Source organism: Marinomonas rhodophyticola (assembly GCF_026113935.1).
Lineage (GTDB): Bacteria > Pseudomonadota > Gammaproteobacteria > Pseudomonadales > Marinomonadaceae > Marinomonas > Marinomonas rhodophyticola.
In genome coordinates this window covers 841,173-860,145 of the sequence record NZ_JAPEUL010000009.1, presented here as the reverse complement: position 1 = coordinate 860,145, position 18,973 = coordinate 841,173, and the positions used below count along the sequence as shown (strand labels likewise).

The following is an 18,973-nucleotide window of genomic DNA, read 5'->3' as shown; positions in this document are numbered from 1 at the left end:
GCCTCATGCCCGTGTGAGCAAGCTCACACCTGTCATTTCTGCTGGCTTGTCCATTCCCATCATATCGAGTAACGTCGGAGCAAGGTCACACAATGCGCCTTCTTTTATACCCAAACCTTGTGTAGGAGAAAACAGAACAAGAGGCACAGGACCAATCGTATGAGACGTCAACGGCTGAGAACCATCATCACTTAACATTTGCTCTACGTTACCGTGATCGGCAGTAATCAAACATTGACCACCATTCACTTTCAACGCCTCAATGATCCGACCCAAGCAAGCATCTACCGCTTCTACGGCTTTAACGGCGGCTTCAAAAATACCACTGTGTCCAACCATGTCACCGTTAGCAAAGTTACAAATAATAGTGTCATATTTGCCCGCTTTGATGACTTCAACCAGTTTGTCTGTCACTTCTGGTGCACTCATTTCAGGCTTCAGGTCGTAAGTCGCCACATTAGGTGAGGGGATCAACTCACGTTCTTCACCATCAAACAGGGCCTCTTCACCACCATTAAAAAAGAACGTCACATGAGCGTATTTTTCGGTTTCGGCAATACGTAATTGTTTTTTGCCATGCTTGGCTAGCACTTCACCCAAGGTATTGGTTAACGCCACTGGAGGAAACGCCACATCCACTTGAATATCAGATGAAAACTCAGTAAAAGTCACAAACGCTGCCAGTTTTGGATAAACGGCACGAGTGAAGCCATCAAAGTCGGCATCGGTAAAAGCACGCGTTAATTGACGCGCACGATCCGGACGGAAGTTAGCAAAAATAATCGCATCACCATCTTGAACAGGTGCCGATTCACCAACGATAGTGGCTTTAACAAATTCATCATTTTCGTCACGATCATAAGCCGCTTGAATTGCACCTTCAGCGGTATCCGCTTGGAACTCACCTTTACCTAACACAATCGCATCGTAAGCAGTTTGAACACGATCCCAACGATTATCACGGTCCATTGCATAATAACGACCAGTCAGAGTAGCGATTTTGCCTACACCGAGTTCCGCAAGTTTGGACTCTAATTCAGCCACAGGCGTTTTAGCAGAGCGAGGTGGCGTATCACGACCATCAGTGAAACCATGCACATACACAGCTTTGGCACCACGCTTTGCTGCTAATTCGCACATTGCCATAATTTGCTCATGATGACTATGAACACCACCATCAGACAACAATCCCAAAATATGCACCGCTTTGTTAGCGCCGACGGCTTTATCAACCGCATTAACAAGGGCTTCGTTTTCAAAGAACGAACCGTCTTCAATGGCTTTGCCAATGCGAGTAAAGTTTTGATAAACCACTCGACCCGCACCTAAGTTCATGTGCCCCACTTCGGAATTACCCATTTGGCCTTCTGGTAAACCGACCGCTAAGCCAGACGTTTTGATGAGTGTATGCGGATGACCATTCCACAACGCGTCCCAGTTCGGCGTATTTGCGGCGGCAATGGCATTAGAAGTAGAGGTTTCACTGTACCCCCATCCATCAAGGATGAAGAGAGCTGTGGTTTTTTTGTTCATGTTAATCTATCCCGTAAATTGATCATGAGTATGGCTTGATACTATCACAGGCCTGTAATTTAGTTACAGACTAGCGTGCCTATTCGGACTATTAATTTCACTAATAACAGGCTATGACTCATTTCGCTTTGACAATAGCCAGTCTCGAAAAATCACCACTTGCTCAAGATCGGCTTTATCGGCCGGATAAGACAAAAGGTACTCATGTGGTGTCGACACCGCTTTACCAAAAGGCGCCACCAACTCACCATTATGCAGACTCCGTTCGGCTAGTATGGTCGGCATAATGGCAATTCCCATACTGTTTTTAGCGGCTTCTAGCAACATATGAAAATGCGCGAAAGACGCCCCTGCAAAAGAGCCACTCTCTAGCCCTTGTGCAACCATCCAATCGGGCCACGCATTAATACGTGATGATAAATGCAGGAAAGGAAATAAAGTAACGTCTTCGGCTCGCCACTCAGTGGCTAATTTATCGGCAACCCGTTTCAATAATTCAGGTGCTACCACCGCGACCACTTTTTCTTTCATCAATTGATGAGAAATCGCGCGAGGCCAATGATCTCCACCATAATGCAAAATAATATCGATGCTTTCTGGGTCTATCTTGGCTGCATCGTCTAACGAACGCACTTTGATTTGAAACTGCGGATGGTCTAGTTGGAACTCAGCCAACAAAGGCATCAACCAATACGATGCCAAGGTAGGTAATGCAGATATCGTCAAGGTAGTTTTTTCATCTTCGCGGTGTAACATCCGCAAACACGCATTTTCCATCCCATCTAATAAAGGCACCACTTCTTTGTAATAAGCCGCTCCCGTTCCAGTTAACACCAAGCGTTTATTAAGACGAATAAACAAATCTCGTGACAAGAATTCTTCAAGGTTACGAATTTGACGGCTGACGGCACTTTGAGTGAGATGTAACTCTTCCGCGGCTTTAGTAAAACTTAAATGTCGTACAGACGCTTCAAAACATTTTAGTGCAGTTGACGATGGGATATAACGGCGCATGTAGGCGTTACTCATTCACATAAATAAAAAGACATAAATAAAAAGACAAAAACGAAAGTAAACACAAGAAGACAATAACTCTACCCTATATCAGATTTATTCCCAACCAGCAAAATAAAAAAACGCACCATAAAGATGCGTTTTATTGTCAGCATTATTCGCTGTAAGCTTATGTGATGGTCAAACTAATCGACACTTTGCATGATGAAGCGAGCGAAACCAAGACGAATCTGTTTTTAACAGAGTATTGGCGAGGCTCTGTAATTATTCTAATCCAAAGCGTGCGCCTGCTGTCCCAAATGGTAAGTATGCGCCCCTACTTCATAAAACAAACGCTTTAACTCTCGAAACGAAATATCTCTGAGTATCGTGGTCGGTATGGATAAGCTTTCTCTTTGACCTGATAACCATTGCGCCAACTCGGCACCAACCACAGTTCCTGGTCCAATACCGCGACCGCTGTAGCCGGCGACACTGAATAGACCTTTTTCTAGCTGCTGGCAATGGGGCAAATGATCCTCACTGTAGGCAATTTTGCCAGTCCAGCAATAATCCCACTCTACTTTACTTAGGATCGGAAACAATTCGGTGACGCGCTGAGTTGCCCAATTTGATAACACACTGCCCTCGCCGCCCATGCCGCCAAAGACTAAGCGACCTTGTTGATCCAAGCGAAAAGAACTCATCACGGTACAAGTATCCCAAACGCCTTCTTTGTTTGGCAAAACGCTGGCAAGCTGCACATCGCTTAACGGTTTGGTCGCCAATTGAGAATAAAAAATTGGTACAAACTTACGCGCCTGCTCTTTTAGCCCAAATCCACTGTAGGCATTGGTCGCAAGAATCACTTTTTCAGCGTGCACCTGCCCCTTTTCGGTGTATAAAACCCAACCGTTATCGGCTGGCTCTATTTTACTCACTGGTGACTGATCAAAAAGTTTAGCACCTTCTTTTAGCGCTGCGTGAGCCAATCCACGAGCATAAGCCAAAGGCTGAATAGTACCCGCTCTTGGATCAAACAAGGCAGAGTTGAACTTATTAGAGCCAATACGCGCTTGCGCTTCTGCAGCATCTAGTAATTGAACAGGTGCACCGCGTTTTTTCATTTGCTCATAACGGCGCAGCAATTGCGCTAAGCCTGTTTTGCCAACCCCAGCATGCAAGGTGCCATTACGCACTGGCTCGCACTGAATGTCGTATTCTTTAATTAAACTATAAACAAAATCAGGCGCTGCCGCCAAAGCCTTGTACATGACACTGCCCGCTTCAGCACCAATGGCTTTATCTAACTGGTCGGGTTCTAGCCAAACACCTGCATTCGCCAAACCAACATTGCGTCCAGAACCACCAAAACCCACTTCTTGCGCTTCTACAACCGCAACAGAGACACCAAATTTAGCTAGATGTAAAGCAGCTGACAGCCCCGTAAAACCCGCGCCGACGATCACTACTTCGACCTCAACACGCCCTTCAAGAGGCGCCAACACAGGCGCCGCTGGAGAACTAGCGCGCCACAAAGAATTGCAGATTTTATCAGACATAAAATGACCTCATCAGGACATTGGCCAGAACGTAAATAGGCGAGAAACATCTCGCCTATTGAGTTACCTAATACTGTGTATTACTCAAAAATGATTCCCTGAGCTAACGGCAAATCACCACCGTAGTTGACGGTATTCGTGGTACGACGCATGTAGTTTCTCCACGCATCAGAACCCGATTCACGACCACCACCGGTTTCTTTTTCGCCACCAAACGCACCGCCAATCTCGGCACCAGACGTACCAATGTTAACGTTGGCAATACCACAGTCAGACCCTGCTGGAGACATGAACATTTCGGCTTCACGCATGCTTTCAGTGAAGACAGCAGACGATAAACCTTGTGGTACTTCGTTTTGAATCTCGATGGCCTCTTCAAAGGTGTTATACGTCAATACATACAGAATAGGCGCAAAAGTTTCTTCGTGAACAATTGGCGCATCATGAGCAATACGAACAATCGCTGGACGCACGTAGAAACCACCAGCCGGAACGCCTTCAGTAACACGTTCGCCACCGCAGACAATGTCGCCGCCTTGTTGTTTCGCAGTTTCTAGGGCCGCTTGCATACGATTAAAGCTGCCTTCGTCAATTAGTGGCCCAACCAAATTGCCTTCAACGATTGGGCTACCAACACGAAGCGAACCATAAGATTTCACCAAACGCTCAACCAAACCATCCACAATAGATTCATGGGTGATCAGACGACGCAATGTTGTGCAACGCTGACCAGCCGTACCAGCCGCCGAGAAAACAATCGCACGCAGCGCAAGATCCAAATCCGCGGTATCAGACACAATCATCGCGTTGTTACCACCAAGCTCTAACAAAGAACGACCTAAGCGACCTGCAACGGTTTTTGCCACCGCACGGCCCATTGCCGTCGAACCTGTCGCGGAAACAAGAGGGAAGATCTCGCTTGCCGCAATCGCTTCACCCAAATCACGACCACCAATCATCACAGACACCGCCGCTTTTGGAATATCAGGCATATCAGCAATGACATTCTGCGCGATTTGGTACATCGCCAAAGCACACAAGGGGGCTTTTTCAGAAGGTTTTAGCAAGATTGGATCACCACAGACAAGACCCAACATCGCATTCCAAGCCCAGACCGCCATTGGGAAGTTAAACGCTGTGATCACCGCAACAGGACCCAGTGGATGCCATTGCTCCATCATACGATGGCCTGGACGTTCAGATACGATAGACAAACCATGCAACATCCGAGATTGACCAACAGCAAAGTCACACACGTCGATCCACTCTTGTACTTCACCCAAGGCTTCAGGAGCAATTTTGCCCGCTTCTAAGGAGATGACTTGCGCCAATTCGGTTTTGTACTTACGCGCTTCTTCGCCAATACGGCGGACTAATTCGCCTCGACGTGGCGCTGGAATCACACGTAGTGCTTTAAAGGCGTCTTTTAGTTCAGCATTTACCTTGTCTAGTTGTGCCGGTGTCGCGTTGTTAAAGGTAGACAATACTTTACCATCGATTGGACTGTGAGCGGAAAAAGTGCTGCCTTCACCCAAAGCAACCGAATTACCCGTTAATACACTGTAAAAAGTATCGCCTTGTTTCAGGCTATTGACGCCCAACGTTTCTAAGCAAGTAAGTGACATAGGAACCTCTAAGATTTATGTATAAAAAGAACTCAACTTCCTCCACCTTAACCAGCCTAGAGCAGAATGAGAAATACCGTTTTCCTGCTAGTGGTCTAGTTTTTACCTATAGCCAGACAATTTCCCTATAGGTATATTAGAAAGGTCTAGAACGCTATTTTTGCAAGAACCACCTTCATAAAGAGTACACAAATGGACATTCGATCATTACGTTACTTTATTGCTGTTTACGAAGAGCGCAGTTTAAGCGCCGCCGCCAAACGTTGCTTCGTTGCGCAACCGTCGATTTCCACCACGGTGGCCCAATTAGAAGATGATCTAGGCACCAAGCTTTTTGTTCGCCATTCCAAAGGCGTATCGCCCACTGACAGCGGTTCACAACTTTATCCCCATGCTTGCAAGATGGTCAGTGACCTTAGCGCCATGCGCAGCCTATTTATCGAAACACCCACACCGTTGGCTCTGTCTATTTCATTAACGCCCTTTTTATCGGGTGTGCTGATCAGCCAAGTCATCAAAACCATGCTGGATGAAGTCCATGGGCTGACCTTAAAGCTTGTCGATGAATCGGAAAGTGCCGACTTGCGTTTTACCTGCCAACGCTATACCAGCGAAGAAGACGTGTTTTATCCGTTATGGGAAGACGACTATGTTATCGCCATGCCGCTGGATCATTGGCTAGCAGACTTCCCTTCGCTATCCATTAAACAAATCGATAAACAGCCTTTTATTTCACGCACACCGTGCGATATTTTGGAATCATGGAACTACTTGATGCAAAAACAAGAACTCACTACAGATGTTCGTGCTCAAGTAAAAACAGAAGAATACGCGCTAGATTTGGTCGCGGCGGGACTGGGTATATCGTTAATCCCAGAACACTCCTCACGAGGCCGCAACGACCTGTGCTTACGACCGCTGAACGATGTGAAATTAAAGCGTGTGGTGGGCCTAGCGCACAAAAAAGAACGCAGCTTTCCGGCACACCTAATCAACACGATTTTGACCGCCAAGCAGCAATTATTAATCAATAAAAATCCGACTGATATTCGGCTCGCATAACTTTTACGCATCACAAGGTGCGTTTTTACCTTTTGCATTACCCCTGACCATTACACTAAAGTAGCTGAATCGATTTAACATTTATGGCAGGAAACCTTATGACTCCAACCGATTTTTTCGCATCCTTGTGGGATCATTACACAGCTGTTACCCCACAGGCTCAACGCATCCAAGCATTATTCAAAAGCCATGGTGAAAACGTACTAAACGATCACGTGGCCTTTCGGACGTTTAATAACTCACCGATCTCGTTAGAAAAATTAGAACCTCAGCTAGAAGCCATTGGTTATAAAGCTTATGGGGCGTTTCGTTTCGAAAACAAACACCTGAAAGCCCGTTGTTACCAACACCAAACGGATGTGGATTCACCCAAGATTTTTTTGTCTGAGCTTCTTAGTAGAAGAGCTGCCAGCGAACTGCCAAGAGATTATTGGTCAGTTCATCGCACAAATCCCGGCCGATGCCGTACAGACACCGGCTATTTTTTGGGCGGGTAAATTGTGGCAAACACCCACAGAGGCCGAATACCTAACACTTGCCGAGCACAGTGAATACGCCGCTTGGTTGTCTACAATGGGATTGCAAGCCAACCATTTCACCGTCAGCATTAACCATTTGAAGACATTCCCAACCATTGAGGATGTGAATACACTCGTTCAAAGCGAAGGCTACGCACTCAACCAAGTCGGCGGTTTGGTAAAAGGGTCGCCTGAACTCTTTCTTGAGCAGTCGTCCACCATGGCTGACAAAATCGATTTCACTTTTGCCGATGGCAAACAAAAAACCATTCCAAGCTGTTTTTATGAATTTGCCCGTCGTCATGTTATGCCTAATGGCAAACTGTTCGACAGCTTCATCGAAGGCAACGCCGATAAAATTTTTGATTCAACCAGCACTAAATAACAAGTCAGAAAATTGGAATTTAAACGGTTCCAAGTGGCTCGTTTTTGCTTTTCAGCCTAGTCCCATCCTATCTTTGTCACCTTCCTGCGATAAAAATGCTTTGTGATGCGACGTGAAAAAGTAGTCGCCTGAGAGTCTGTACCGATTCGGCTGTCCGTGTATAATGCTCGCAGTTTAAATATGGGCCTTACGATTATGATGAACCAACTTATTGAATTTTCTATCAACCACTGGGAAATGGTCGCTGTCTTTTTAGCGATCCTTGCTACATTACTGTTTGTTGAGAGCAAAGGCGGTGCGCAGGGACTAACCCCTTCGGCAGCAACCAATCTGATGAATAATGAAGACGCCGTTGTTGTTGATATTCGTCCAGAAAAAGAGTTCAACACCGGTCACATTACGGGTGCGCTGAATATTCCTGCCACTAAAATGCAGGACAACTTAAAGCGTCTTGAAAAACACAAAGACACTCCAATCATTATCGTTTGTAAGTCGGGCATCACGTCTGGCGCCAGCGCAAAAGACCTCAAAAAAGCGGGCTTTAGCAAAATATACAAACTTCAAGGTGGTATTGTAGAATGGCAATCATCTAACCTACCACTAGTGAAAGGATAAGAGAGAATATTATGGCCACTGTCACTATCTATTCGAGCGATTACTGTCCGTTTTGCGTCAGAGCTAAGCAATTATTAACGGCCAAAAATGTTGCCTTTAATGAAATCCGTGTAGACGGAGAACGTGAATTACGACAAGAAATGATGGAAAAAAGCGGTCGCCATACTGTTCCACAAATTTGGATCGGTGAACGACATGTCGGCGGCTGTGATGATCTTTATGCCCTTGAGCGTGAGCAAAAACTCGACGCTTTACTAGCACAGTAATGCCTGAAAATATGACTTCATTCACCCAATAATAAAACGAAACCATTAACAAAAAGGAACTAAGATGTCCGATACAGCTGAAACACCAGAAGCACAAGAAGCGCAAACGCCACAACTTTCCATGCAGCGCGTGTTTTTAAAAGACATTTCTTTTGAATCTCCTCGTTCACCCATGATTTTCCAAGAAGAATGGAAACCAGAAGTCGGCTTAGAGTTGAACACAAAAAGCCGTCAAGTAGGTGAAAGCGTCTACGAAATCGTTCTAGAAATTACCGTCACTGTAAAAAATAATGGCAATACAGGTTATTTGGTACAAGTTCAACAAGGCGGTCTGTTCGTTATTTCTGGACTTAACGACCAACAATTACATCACGCTTTGGGGGCATTCTGCCCTGCGACACTGTTCCCTTATGCGCGTGAAAACATTGATGCTGTTGTGGTAAAAGGCAGTTTCCCTGCGATTATGCTTGCGCCTATCAATTTTGATGCGCTCTATATCGAAAGCCTACAAAAGCAACAAGCGGAAACCAAGCAATAATACAATTGAATGGCGAAAGCAAATAGACGTTAAGAAAAAGAGGCTACAGCCTCTTTTTTTTGTTGCATAATAAGTATCTTGAGATCATCCAACACAACGGAAGCTGTGATGAAAAAGAAAAAAACCTTGTCCGAATTGTCTAAGACTCCGCTGGCTTATACTCTATTTGGGGTGTTTTGCCTTGCTTACCCTTCTTTTTGCCAATCAATTCTTAGAAAAAGGAATGTGACGTGAAGTGGCTATTCCTTTGGGCAAGCGTTTGCTTTTTAGCTGGCTGCGCCACCTACAAACAAGATATCGATGCGGGTCTAAGCTTAGCCAAAGAAGGCGAATGGAAAGCCGCAGAGAATAAACTTGAAGGCGTATTAAATAACCCACAAGATAAACTGCTGTACTATATGGAAGCTGGCGCTCTTGCCCAAAACCAAGGCGATTTTGAGCGTAGTAATACCTTGTTAGAACAGGCTGAAAAATTAAGTGACACGTTTTTCCCAGAAAATTTTTCCAACCGCTCTTGGGATTCTATTAACCAACCCTAGACAAAGTGATTATCGTGGCAGTGGCATAGAAGGTGTTTACATTAGCTACCTTAAATCCCTCAATTACCTTGCGCTAGCGGAACAAGAAACAGACACACGTCAGAAACGTCAGCTGCAGGATGCGGCTTTGGTTGAAGTACGTCGCATCGACATCAAACTGAATGAAATTCGCGCACAAAATCCAAGCTACCAAGATCTTAACGCGAAAGAAAACCAAGCCTTTTATATGAAAGCACTTAGCTGGTTAGGCAACTTTTACACCGGCGGACGCGATACGGATAAATTTATCTATCGTGATGATGCTTGGGCGCGCTACATGGAAGGTTTACAGTATGAAATAAGCGGTGAATACGACGACGCTCGAATTAGCTATCAAAAAGCCGCCAACCTCTACCAAGATGGCTACGCAAAACAATACGATTTACCCGTTATAACAGCGGAACGCGCTTGGCTGGATACGATTCGTATGATGCAGAAAGGCGGTTACAGCCAAGATGAGATCCAACAGCAAATTAACAGTAAGCTCTCTCCAGCCATGCAGGAAACACTCAAACAGTACCATGATGGAGCGTCTGAGCTGGTGATTTTAGAACATCAGGGATTTGTCCCAGACAAAAGCGAAATGACCTTATTATTGTATGCCGATCCTCGCGCTTACTCTTTGGTTTTAGAACCGCTACATGGCGGTGGAAGCACTCAAGCGAATGATTCGTTCCGTTGGTTTACCATGGTCTATGCAGACATAAACCCGCTTAATCTCATTGCGAATTACAAAGCTGGTGGCGCTTGGGGAACCTTTTCAGGTATCTTTACTAAGCGTGTGATTCTTGGTCAACCTGTTTGGCAGCAACTCAGCGCCACCCATGTCGATAAACTACTTACCGAACAAACCATACGTGTTACTGTGCCTTATTATGGTCGTTTCACATTGGATCAACACCAACCCACATTGCAAGTGAGCACAGAAACGGTCGCCCCCTTTAAAAACAGTATCCGCATGACCTCTCTTGCGGACATCGCCTTTCAAGAGCAGTTGGCACAAGCACAACGAGACATTTATGAGGGCTTAGTGAGAGAACTATTGCGCAGCTGGTTAGCGTATCAGGTATCATCCAATGTGCAGGATCAAAATGCAGCGTTGATTTTAAATCTGATTGGACAAGTCGCTGTCTTTGCGTCTTCCGCTGCGGACACTAGAAATTGGTTGACGTTACCCGCGCAAGTTAGATTAACAAGAGCACCATTACCTCCGGTGAATACACCCCAGATTATCAGGTAAATCAGAAGACCTTTTCTCTTGGTAAGGTACAACTAGAAGCAAACAAAATTAAAGTGTGGAATCTACGCAACCCTAACTAAATTCGTTAAACTCAGAGGTTATTGGTTACACTCATAACCACAAGCCAAAACGCACGTAAGGAAAATACTCATGTTCATCGCGACACACAGACATTCCAAATGGACAGTCCTGTCATTCAAGGGTCTATTTACTCTCTTTATGGCAATGTTGTTAACCGCCTGCTCTGGTAGTGTTAAACGTCTGGATACGAACGAAGACGTTATGCTATCGGATCGCTGGAATGACACAGATTCCCGTCTTGTAGCAGAAGAAATGATGGGCGACATGCTCACTTTCCCATGGTTCCGTGATTACAATTTTAGTAATAAAGGGAATCCAACAGTCATAGTACAAAGCATTCGTAATAAAACCTCTGAGCATATTCCTGTCGAGACCTTTATTAACGACATCAAACGCAGTTTATTGCGTGCCGGCAAAGTCGACTTTGTTGTGTCTGGCGCAGAGCGAGATGACATTCGCGCGGAACGTGAAGAGCAAGAACTTAATGCCGCACCGGATACTGTCGCGAAGTTTGGCCTTGAGCAAGGCGCAGGGTTCGCATTATCCGGCACCATCAACTCAATTGTTGATTCCAATGGCGATCAGCGTGTTAGTTTCTATCAAGTCGATTTGAAATTGATTGATATGACCACCAACCGTGAAGTCTGGAACGGTCAGAAAAAGATCAAAAAATTGGCAGATAAAGGCTTTTTCTAATTATGCAACGCGTTGCGCTTCCTACTCAACGATACTGCCTGTTATTAGCAGGGCTAGTGCTCTGCTTAACAGGCTGTTCGAGCTTCAATACACAATCGGCTCAAAATGAGGATAGTCTACCCAGCTGGGTCATGTCTCCTCCTCAAAACAGCACACATTTGTATGGCGTCGGCAGCGCAACGCGCATTGAGAATATAGCCTTGGCTTTCACTCAAGCCGAGCAAAATGGTAACTTACAGATTGCACAGCAACTTCGTACTCAAGTCAGCCAAGTAAATACACAAGATACCCAAGTTAGATCCGGACAAGGTGTTGAGCAGGTTTCAAAAACTCAAACGGCCTACACGCAAATCACCACTTCCCCCATAGAGCTAGAGCAAACGGTTAATGAGCAACGTTTTGCTGATAAGAACTATGTATACGCACTACAATCGATTGATCGTAGCCGTATTGTTGCCAAGCTAAAAATCGCCATTAACGACACAGACGACATGATTCGCAAACTGGCGACGTCATTGACGCAAACAGAAGACCAATATCCTGCACCGCAGGACTGGCAAACCTTTATGCAGCTCATTCCCTACTTTGCCCAGCGCAAATTCTATAAAGATGAACTCAGTCTGTATTCAACCGAGCGGCTTCCATCTGGCAAAGCCGATACAGAGATACAAGACATAGAACAACGACTCAACCAAGCACTGACCCATTATGGTTTTGATGTATCCACCACAAAACAAGCCGATCATCTTGCCAGTGCACTTTCCAAATTTGGACTAACGCCAAAAAGCGGCTCTTTGTTCCAACTTAATAGTCGAACAGCGCAGCATCACGAAGAACAAGATGGACGTTTTTATGTGTTTGAAGATGGCACATTGGAGCTAATAGATCCTGCTGGCACACGACTAGCATCTTGGACAGTAAGTGCAAGAGGCATTGCTAAGAATCTAGACAAAGCTCAAGAGCAAGCCACCATAGCTTGGTCAAATCAAGCCATAGAAGCCATGTTTACTTGGTTGACACGCTTGAATTAATTGACTGATTTAAACAGAACAGCCCAGCACAATACCTACTATCTTGTATGTTGTTGATCATCGGCATGCTAGACATTTCTGCCCTAGTGGATAACAGCCGAGTCTCCTTTATGCAAAGCCACATCGAATACGCGCTAAGCACTCTAAACTCTGTTAAACTGCGTGGCCTTTAGTTGCTCACTGTGAGTGGCTTTACACATCATTAGGAACACCAGTGTCAAAATTCTTTTATCGCGGCAAACCCGATATTATGGGAAAACATAATTTAGGCAATTATCAACCTAAGCCGAAAGTAAAATATGGTAGCGAAGAAAATCCGCTGGTTTTACAAGTGCAAAGCGCCGAGCGTGAACAAGAAATAAGCGCCATACTGATCGCTAACCATTTATTTGCAGAGATTCGCATCGACAGTGAAGCCGCAGAGGACATTACAGCTTTAGATGTAGCGCTTAACAAACCCGCCCCTCAAATTGTTGAGAAAACGCCTCAGCGCAACGACCCATGCCCATGTGGGAGTAGCAAAAAATACAAAAAATGCTGTGGTTAAACACACGAAACAATTTTCTTATAAAAATTAGCGACCGCTATAGCTATTATAGGGCCGCTAAATTTTAGCTATCTGTCAATATTAACGCTCAGGACAAGTCTTCATAAGGCAAACCAACATATTGCATCGCAATAATACGGCGGCCCGCTTCTGTGTCCGTGTAAAAGTTCAACTCAGAACTCATAAACTTCTCATAGGTAGCCGCATCCGTGTCATGCACATCACCCTGACCAAAATCATGCAACATGCTCGTCATCCACCAAGAGAAACGTTCTCCGTGCCAAACACGACGCAAACATATGTCTGAGTATTGAGAGATACAATCTTTGTCACCGTCTTTGTACACTCGCTTCATCACTTTATTCAATGTCGCTACGTCGGATGCCGCTAAGTTCAGCCCTTTAGCGCCGGTTGGTGGCACGATGTGGGCCGCGTCACCGACCAAAAACAAATTTCCGTATTGCATTGGTTCGCAAACAAAAGAACGCAATGGGGCAATACTTTTCTCGATACTTGGACTCGTTACTAGCTTCGCGGCCACGTCATCAGGAAGACGACGTTTTAGCTCTGTCCAGAAATCATCATCGCTCCAATCTTCCACTTTGTCTGTAAGAGGGACTTGAAGGTAATAACGCGAGCGCGTTGCCGAACGCATGCTGGTCATGGCAAAACCACGGTCTGTTTTACAGTAAATCAATTCATGATTAACAGGAGGCGTATCGGAAAGTACGCCCAGCCAACCAAATGGATAAACACGCTCAAACTCTTTACGAGACGACTCAGGGATGGTTTGACGTGAGACACCATGGAAGCCATCACAACCCGCTATATAGTCACAGTCGAGTCTATGTTGTTCACCATTTTGCTCAAACGTCACATAAGGAGTATCGGTTTTTACATCGTGTAACACCACATTGCTGGATTCATAGTAGGTCGTGAGGCCAGCTTTCTGACGCGCATCCATCAAATCACGAGTCACTTCCGTTTGACCATAAACCATGACAGTACTGCCGCCGGTGAGTTTTTCTAACTCAATCTGTACGCGTTTATTATTAAACGCTAACTCAACACCAGTATGAATTTGACCTTCCCGATCCATTCGCTCACCGACACCAGCTTCACGAAGTAAGTCCGTCATACCCTGCTCAAGCACACCAGCACGGATTCGTCCCAAAATGTACTCTCCGGAAACGCGCTCAATAATAACGTTATCAATGCCTTGTTTTGCTAACAATTGACCTAGCAACAACCCCGATGGACCTGCGCCAATAATCGCCACTTGTGTTTTCATCATGCTCTCCAATTTATTGTTATTTTTCGACAAGGGATTAGTCCTTATCTAGTGCTATCCATCATGAAAGATTCAGCGCGATTTCGTTAGGTGATTTATGATCAAAAAATTGTACTTTTTGATCATTTTTCATTTTTAAACGCAGCACTTATGTTTCAATAAAAAATGACTTCATCATGATTTTGGCTTATAAAAGTCGCTATATATCCAATTATTTTGTGTTTTTTTACACCATTAGAAAGAGATTATTCCATCATGTCACGCGCCTCCAACATCCCACACTTTGGACTTTATGGTGAATCCAGCTGGATTAATGATCCGGAGTTTTTTCACATTGAGGACATAGAGTCGCGCAGTAGTCACCTTGGCTGGAAAATAAATCCACATCGACACGCACAGCTTTTCCAGATTCTTATTTTGAAATCCGGTGAAGCCAAAGTTCAGCTAGACGAGCAGCAATACAAACTACAAGGAGCATGGGCTATTATTGTACCTGCTGGGGTAGTGCACGGTTTTCGTTTCGCCCCCGACACCGATGGACGGGTAATTAGCATCGCGGAACCTTTACTTGAAGACGCTTACAAAGAGAAAGCGGCCAAATTTATCCAACCGCTGCTCAGCCAAGCGTGTTACATTGACTTTAATGATCATCGCAATGTCTTTTCTGAGCTTTGGCCACTGATTCAGCAACTCGAAAATGAATCAGCGCTCATTCGCGAAGGGAGAGGTTTGATGAGCGAATACCTCATTAAAGCCATCTTACTGTTACTCTATCGTCAACATGCCAACGGCAAGGTTGGAAGTGCAAATAAAACCGAAAGTAGTCATGCACAATGGTTAAAAGAATTAATCGAAAAACACTATCGCGAACACTGGACCAGTGATCAATATGCCCAAGCTTTAGGCACCTCCACCAGCCGTTTAAATAGACTCTGCAAAACTACTTTTAATCAAAGTGTTCTAGACCTGATTCATGACCGCATTCTGGTAGAGGCCAAGCGCAGTCTGATTTATACCGTACGTTCGGTGGAAGAAATAAGCTACGACTTGGGTTTTAAAGACCCAGGCTACTTTTCACGTTTTTTTAAACGCTCGACCGGCCTTCCCCCTGGGAAATTCAGAACATTAAGTAACCAACCATCGATATGATGAATTTTTCTAACCTATTAGCTGAAAATTGATCGTTTGCTGAATGATTGGTCAAAACCTAAAATAACAAGTGTCAAATATAACTGCATTTTTTTAGGAGAATGACCATGAAAAACGATATGAAATTCGACACATTCGGCAACCTTGATACAGATTACTATGTAGAAAAAGCCTATGAATTACGTCGTGCTTACTATGCAGCAGCCATCAAAAAAGCCAGCGCTAGTATCAAAGCATTGTTTGTTAAAATGACGGCAAATCGCTCAGTAAAAACCTCCGCACAACCACAGCACTAACTCGCTACGTCAACGTTATTTGCTTTTTCATCGCCGTTGTTAATTGCACTAAAATAAACAGTCAACAGCCGCTGCCGAAACAAATAGCCGAGTGACAGACAGTACCCCATGTTTCCGATGATCGAACGGCAAGAATAAAAAATCGATCCGGTAACAGGGCTCTCACTTTACAACCTTTTCCTTAAAGTCCCTCCAGAGCCTATTTTTTCAGTCATCAAAACGTCATAAATATGACATAAAATTCTTTTCTAGATACTTCTTTCACTAAGATAGTTTTGAGACGAAATGAGCCAAATTGACGACCATGCTCTACTTGAGAAAATCCTTTCAAATGGATTAATCACGCCATACTTCCAGCCTATTTACGATTTAACAAATGGTGAGATATATGGTCATGAAGCCCTTTCTCGTGGGCCAATGAATTCTACACTGTTCTCCCCAGACCCCTTATTTACCTTGGCTCAGCAGCAAGGAAAACTGCATAAATTAGAGTTACTTTGTCGTGAAAAAGCGCTCTCAAAATTCGCGAAATTAGCCCTAAAAGGACGTCTGTTTTTGAATGTCAGCGCCTCCCTACTGGCTTCACCTAATCATCAGTCAGGCATGACCTTAGCCATTTTAAAAGACTTAGGTTTGGATCAAAAAGACATCGTTATTGAGTTATCCGAACAACACCCATACGATCATAATGGGTTACCACGCAGCAGCGTTGACCATTATCGTGAAATGGGCTTCCAAGTTGCAATTGATGACCTAGGCGTTGGCTATTCAGGTCTACAACTTTGGTCTGAATTGCAACCAGATATCGTCAAAGTCGATAAACATTTTATTAAAGGCATCGACAAAGACGAGATCAAACGCGAATTTGTGCGGTCCATACTGACGATCGCTCAACGACTAAACTGTATCCTCATCGCTGAAGGCATAGAAAACCAACAGGAACTCGATCAACTGATTGAAATTGGCGTCACACTAGGACAAGGCTATTTTCTCGGCCGACCTACAGAAAACCCCGCTTTTTCAACACATCCGTATTTAGTGAAACAAGCCCAAAGACGCTCTCAATTCCACATTGATCATACTGAGACGGTACAAACCTTATGTCGACCAACACCAACCTTGCACGAAGATTGCCTCTTAGATGACGCGTCACAATGCTTTAAAAAACAACCAGATCTTGTAGCTATCCCTATTTTAAACGATAAACAAGAACCGCTTGGTGTCGTACACCGCAATCAATTGCATGAACTGTTTTCCACGCCCTACGGACGCGCTCTATATGAACATAAATCCGTCACCAATTTACTCAGTAACGATGCGCTTATCGTAGAAAGCAACGTCAGTTTGTCGAGTGTGTCAGCCTTAATAACGGACCAAGAAGCCGACCGACTCAACAACGAGATCATCGTCGTTAAAGAAGGTAAGTTTATTGGCACAGGACACCTGAGAGACTTGCTTAAACGCATTACCGAATTAAAAATCCAAAACGCCACGTACTCGAATCCGCTCACGTTATTACCTGGCAACGTTCCCATACACAGAGAAGTGAGTCGACGCTTGGCTGCGAATGAAAACTTTTATGTGGCGTATTTTGACCTGAACGATTTCAAACCTTTTAATGACTTCTTTGGTTACTCAAAAGGCGACGCGGTCATCCAATTGGTCGGTTCGTTGATTAAAGAGTGGGTTACCCCAGACAACAATTTTATCGGCCATATTGGTGGTGACGATTTTGTGGTGATTTTTGGTGATCACGATTGGCGCCCTCAGTGTGAAGCGATTCTCCTTGCTTTTGATCAAAAAGTACGTGAATTTTATTCTGCTGATACGCTCCAAGAAGGGGGAGTTTGGACAAAAAACCGTCATGGCGAAGTGCTTTTCCACCCTATTTTAAGCTTAGCCATAGGCGTTGTGCACCCAGACCCACAACAATGCAGTAACCATCATCAGGTAGCAGAACTGGCAGCACAAGCCAAAAAATCGGCCAAACAACAAGGTGGCAATCACATTTACCTACAGCCTTATCTCACACAAATAACCGCAACAGGATAATGTGACCTAACTGTCACAAAGACCTCATAACTCTGTCACAAAAGCACTTTAGTCTTGGGGTAGACCATAGAGGAGGCGTTTATGCAGACCACATTTCGATCCGTGTTTATTTCTGATGTGCATTTAGGTACCAAAGCCTGCCAAGCCGCACATTTATTGGATTTTTTGCAAAGCATCAAGACTGACACCTTGTATTTGGTCGGTGACATTATCGATCTACAGGAAATGCGTCATAAAGCCTACTTTATCGACACACATCATCAAGTAGTCGAACGTATTCTTGCTATGGCAAAATCAGGCACCAAGGTCATTTATATTCCAGGTAATCATGATGCGTTTTTTCGTCAATTTGCCGGTCAGACGCTTTCTGGAGTTGAGATAAAACTCAACGCTCGCCACAAAACTGTCAATGGCCGCACCTTTTATGTCAGTCATGGTGACGAATTCGATCAAATGGTTAAAATTAGCCCACTGATGCTCGCCATTGGCGACAAAGCCCACGGACTAATGTTGTCACTAAATCAATGGATAAACGGCGTCAGACGCTTCCTTGGCCTGCCTTATTGGTCTTTGGCTGGCTATGTAAAAAGCCACATTAGCAAAGCAAAAGAGTTTATCGAACGCTTTGAAACCGCCGCGTTAAAATCGGCCAAGAACCACAAAGTCGACGGCTACATATGTGGTCATATTCACTTTGCTTCCTTTCGTATCAAAGACGACATTCTTTATTGCAACGATGGAGACTGGGTCGAACATTGCACAGCGCTAACAGAATCTGCCGCAGGGGAAATGAGCCTAATACACTGGTCAGAAAACCCAAAAATCTTAGCCACGGAACCCAAAGAAGAGAATTGGGGATTGTCGCCAATGCCTACTCGGAGTTAGTGACGCAGGACATCGAAAATATCAGTCACT

The 18,973-nt window shown here is 44.6% G+C and carries 20 protein-coding genes; 15 read left to right on the top strand and 5 right to left on the bottom strand.

What is annotated here, in order from left to right; all coding sequences use genetic code 11:
- Positions 1–3: 3 nt before the first annotated feature.
- The 4 genes from gpmI to amaB all read right to left on the bottom strand — a co-directional run bounded on the left by gpmI (position 4) and on the right by amaB (position 5,713).
- Entirely contained in the window at positions 4–1,533 is a 1,530-nt protein-coding gene (gene gpmI, locus ONZ52_RS18895) for a 2,3-bisphosphoglycerate-independent phosphoglycerate mutase (protein WP_265220207.1), read from the bottom strand.
- Between the two features lie 111 nt (positions 1,534–1,644).
- Positions 1,645–2,547 carry a LysR substrate-binding domain-containing protein gene (locus ONZ52_RS18890; protein ID WP_265220206.1) on the bottom strand — a complete coding sequence of 301 codons (903 nt, stop codon included), beginning with the start codon at positions 2,545–2,547 and terminating at the stop codon, positions 1,645–1,647.
- 269 nt (positions 2,548–2,816) lie between these two features.
- Positions 2,817–4,088, bottom strand: coding sequence for an NAD(P)/FAD-dependent oxidoreductase (locus ONZ52_RS18885; protein WP_265220205.1), 1,272 nt, complete (start codon positions 4,086–4,088; stop codon positions 2,817–2,819).
- An 80-nt stretch (positions 4,089–4,168) separates the two neighbouring features.
- Complete coding sequence (gene amaB / locus ONZ52_RS18880) at positions 4,169–5,713, bottom strand: L-piperidine-6-carboxylate dehydrogenase (RefSeq protein WP_265220204.1); 1,545 nt, start codon at positions 5,711–5,713, stop codon at positions 4,169–4,171.
- Between the two features lie 192 nt (positions 5,714–5,905).
- On the opposite strand from amaB, the gene ONZ52_RS18875 reads away from it, so the two are divergent.
- The 11 genes from ONZ52_RS18875 (at position 5,906) to ONZ52_RS18825 (ending at position 13,270) form a co-directional block, all read left to right on the top strand.
- Positions 5,906–6,775: a LysR family transcriptional regulator gene (locus tag ONZ52_RS18875; protein WP_265220203.1), complete on the top strand. Its 870-nt coding sequence runs from the start codon at positions 5,906–5,908 to the stop codon at positions 6,773–6,775.
- Positions 6,776–6,873: 98 nt separating this feature from the next.
- On the top strand, positions 6,874–7,272 hold the full coding sequence (locus tag ONZ52_RS18870) for a VOC family protein (RefSeq protein ID WP_265220202.1): 399 nt from the start codon (positions 6,874–6,876) through the stop codon (positions 7,270–7,272).
- 1 nt (position 7,273) lies between these two features.
- Entirely contained in the window at positions 7,274–7,678 is a 405-nt protein-coding gene (locus ONZ52_RS18865; protein ID WP_265220201.1) for a 2-oxoadipate dioxygenase/decarboxylase family protein, read from the top strand.
- A gap of 195 nt (positions 7,679–7,873) precedes the next feature.
- Positions 7,874–8,293, top strand: coding sequence for a rhodanese-like domain-containing protein (locus ONZ52_RS18860; RefSeq protein ID WP_265220200.1), 420 nt, complete (start codon positions 7,874–7,876; stop codon positions 8,291–8,293).
- 11 nt (positions 8,294–8,304) lie between these two features.
- The gene (gene grxC, locus ONZ52_RS18855) at positions 8,305–8,559 is read left to right on the top strand and encodes a glutaredoxin 3 (RefSeq protein WP_111606720.1); all 255 of its coding nucleotides are present in this window, start codon (positions 8,305–8,307) and stop codon (positions 8,557–8,559) included.
- 64 nt (positions 8,560–8,623) lie between these two features.
- Positions 8,624–9,097 (top strand): protein-export chaperone SecB, encoded by a 474-nt coding sequence (gene secB / locus ONZ52_RS18850; RefSeq protein WP_111606719.1) that lies wholly within the window; start codon positions 8,624–8,626, stop codon positions 9,095–9,097.
- Between the two features lie 230 nt (positions 9,098–9,327).
- Positions 9,328–9,636: a hypothetical protein gene (locus tag ONZ52_RS18845; RefSeq protein WP_265220199.1), complete on the top strand. Its 309-nt coding sequence runs from the start codon at positions 9,328–9,330 to the stop codon at positions 9,634–9,636.
- Complete coding sequence (locus ONZ52_RS18840; RefSeq protein ID WP_265220198.1) at positions 9,575–10,915, top strand: COG3014 family protein; 1,341 nt, start codon at positions 9,575–9,577, stop codon at positions 10,913–10,915. The genes ONZ52_RS18845 and ONZ52_RS18840 overlap by 62 nt, the downstream gene beginning before the upstream one ends.
- Positions 10,916–11,065: 150 nt before the next feature.
- Positions 11,066–11,692 (top strand): penicillin-binding protein activator LpoB, encoded by a 627-nt coding sequence (locus ONZ52_RS18835; protein ID WP_265220197.1) that lies wholly within the window; start codon positions 11,066–11,068, stop codon positions 11,690–11,692.
- A gap of 2 nt (positions 11,693–11,694) precedes the next feature.
- Positions 11,695–12,723, top strand: coding sequence for an LPP20 family lipoprotein (locus ONZ52_RS18830; RefSeq protein ID WP_265220196.1), 1,029 nt, complete (start codon positions 11,695–11,697; stop codon positions 12,721–12,723).
- A gap of 214 nt (positions 12,724–12,937) precedes the next feature.
- Positions 12,938–13,270, top strand: a complete 333-nt coding sequence (locus ONZ52_RS18825) for a PBPRA1643 family SWIM/SEC-C metal-binding motif protein (protein WP_265220195.1) — start codon at positions 12,938–12,940, stop codon at positions 13,268–13,270.
- Positions 13,271–13,358: 88 nt separating this feature from the next.
- Here the strand turns inward: ONZ52_RS18825 and pobA are convergent, their stop codons facing one another.
- Positions 13,359–14,561, bottom strand: a complete 1,203-nt coding sequence (gene pobA, locus ONZ52_RS18820) for a 4-hydroxybenzoate 3-monooxygenase (RefSeq protein ID WP_265220327.1) — start codon at positions 14,559–14,561, stop codon at positions 13,359–13,361.
- Positions 14,562–14,816: 255 nt separating this feature from the next.
- Between pobA and ONZ52_RS18815 the strand changes: the two genes are divergently transcribed.
- From ONZ52_RS18815 to ONZ52_RS18800, 4 genes are all read left to right on the top strand, one after another.
- Positions 14,817–15,710 (top strand): helix-turn-helix domain-containing protein, encoded by an 894-nt coding sequence (locus tag ONZ52_RS18815; protein WP_265220194.1) that lies wholly within the window; start codon positions 14,817–14,819, stop codon positions 15,708–15,710.
- Positions 15,711–15,817: 107 nt separating this feature from the next.
- Complete coding sequence (locus ONZ52_RS18810) at positions 15,818–16,006, top strand: RSP_7527 family protein (protein WP_265220193.1); 189 nt, start codon at positions 15,818–15,820, stop codon at positions 16,004–16,006.
- A gap of 285 nt (positions 16,007–16,291) precedes the next feature.
- The gene (locus tag ONZ52_RS18805) at positions 16,292–18,058 is read left to right on the top strand and encodes a GGDEF domain-containing protein (protein ID WP_265220192.1); all 1,767 of its coding nucleotides are present in this window, start codon (positions 16,292–16,294) and stop codon (positions 18,056–18,058) included.
- A gap of 81 nt (positions 18,059–18,139) precedes the next feature.
- Positions 18,140–18,943 carry a UDP-2,3-diacylglucosamine diphosphatase gene (locus tag ONZ52_RS18800; protein ID WP_265220190.1) on the top strand — a complete coding sequence of 268 codons (804 nt, stop codon included), beginning with the start codon at positions 18,140–18,142 and terminating at the stop codon, positions 18,941–18,943.
- Positions 18,944–18,973 lie beyond the last annotated feature (30 nt).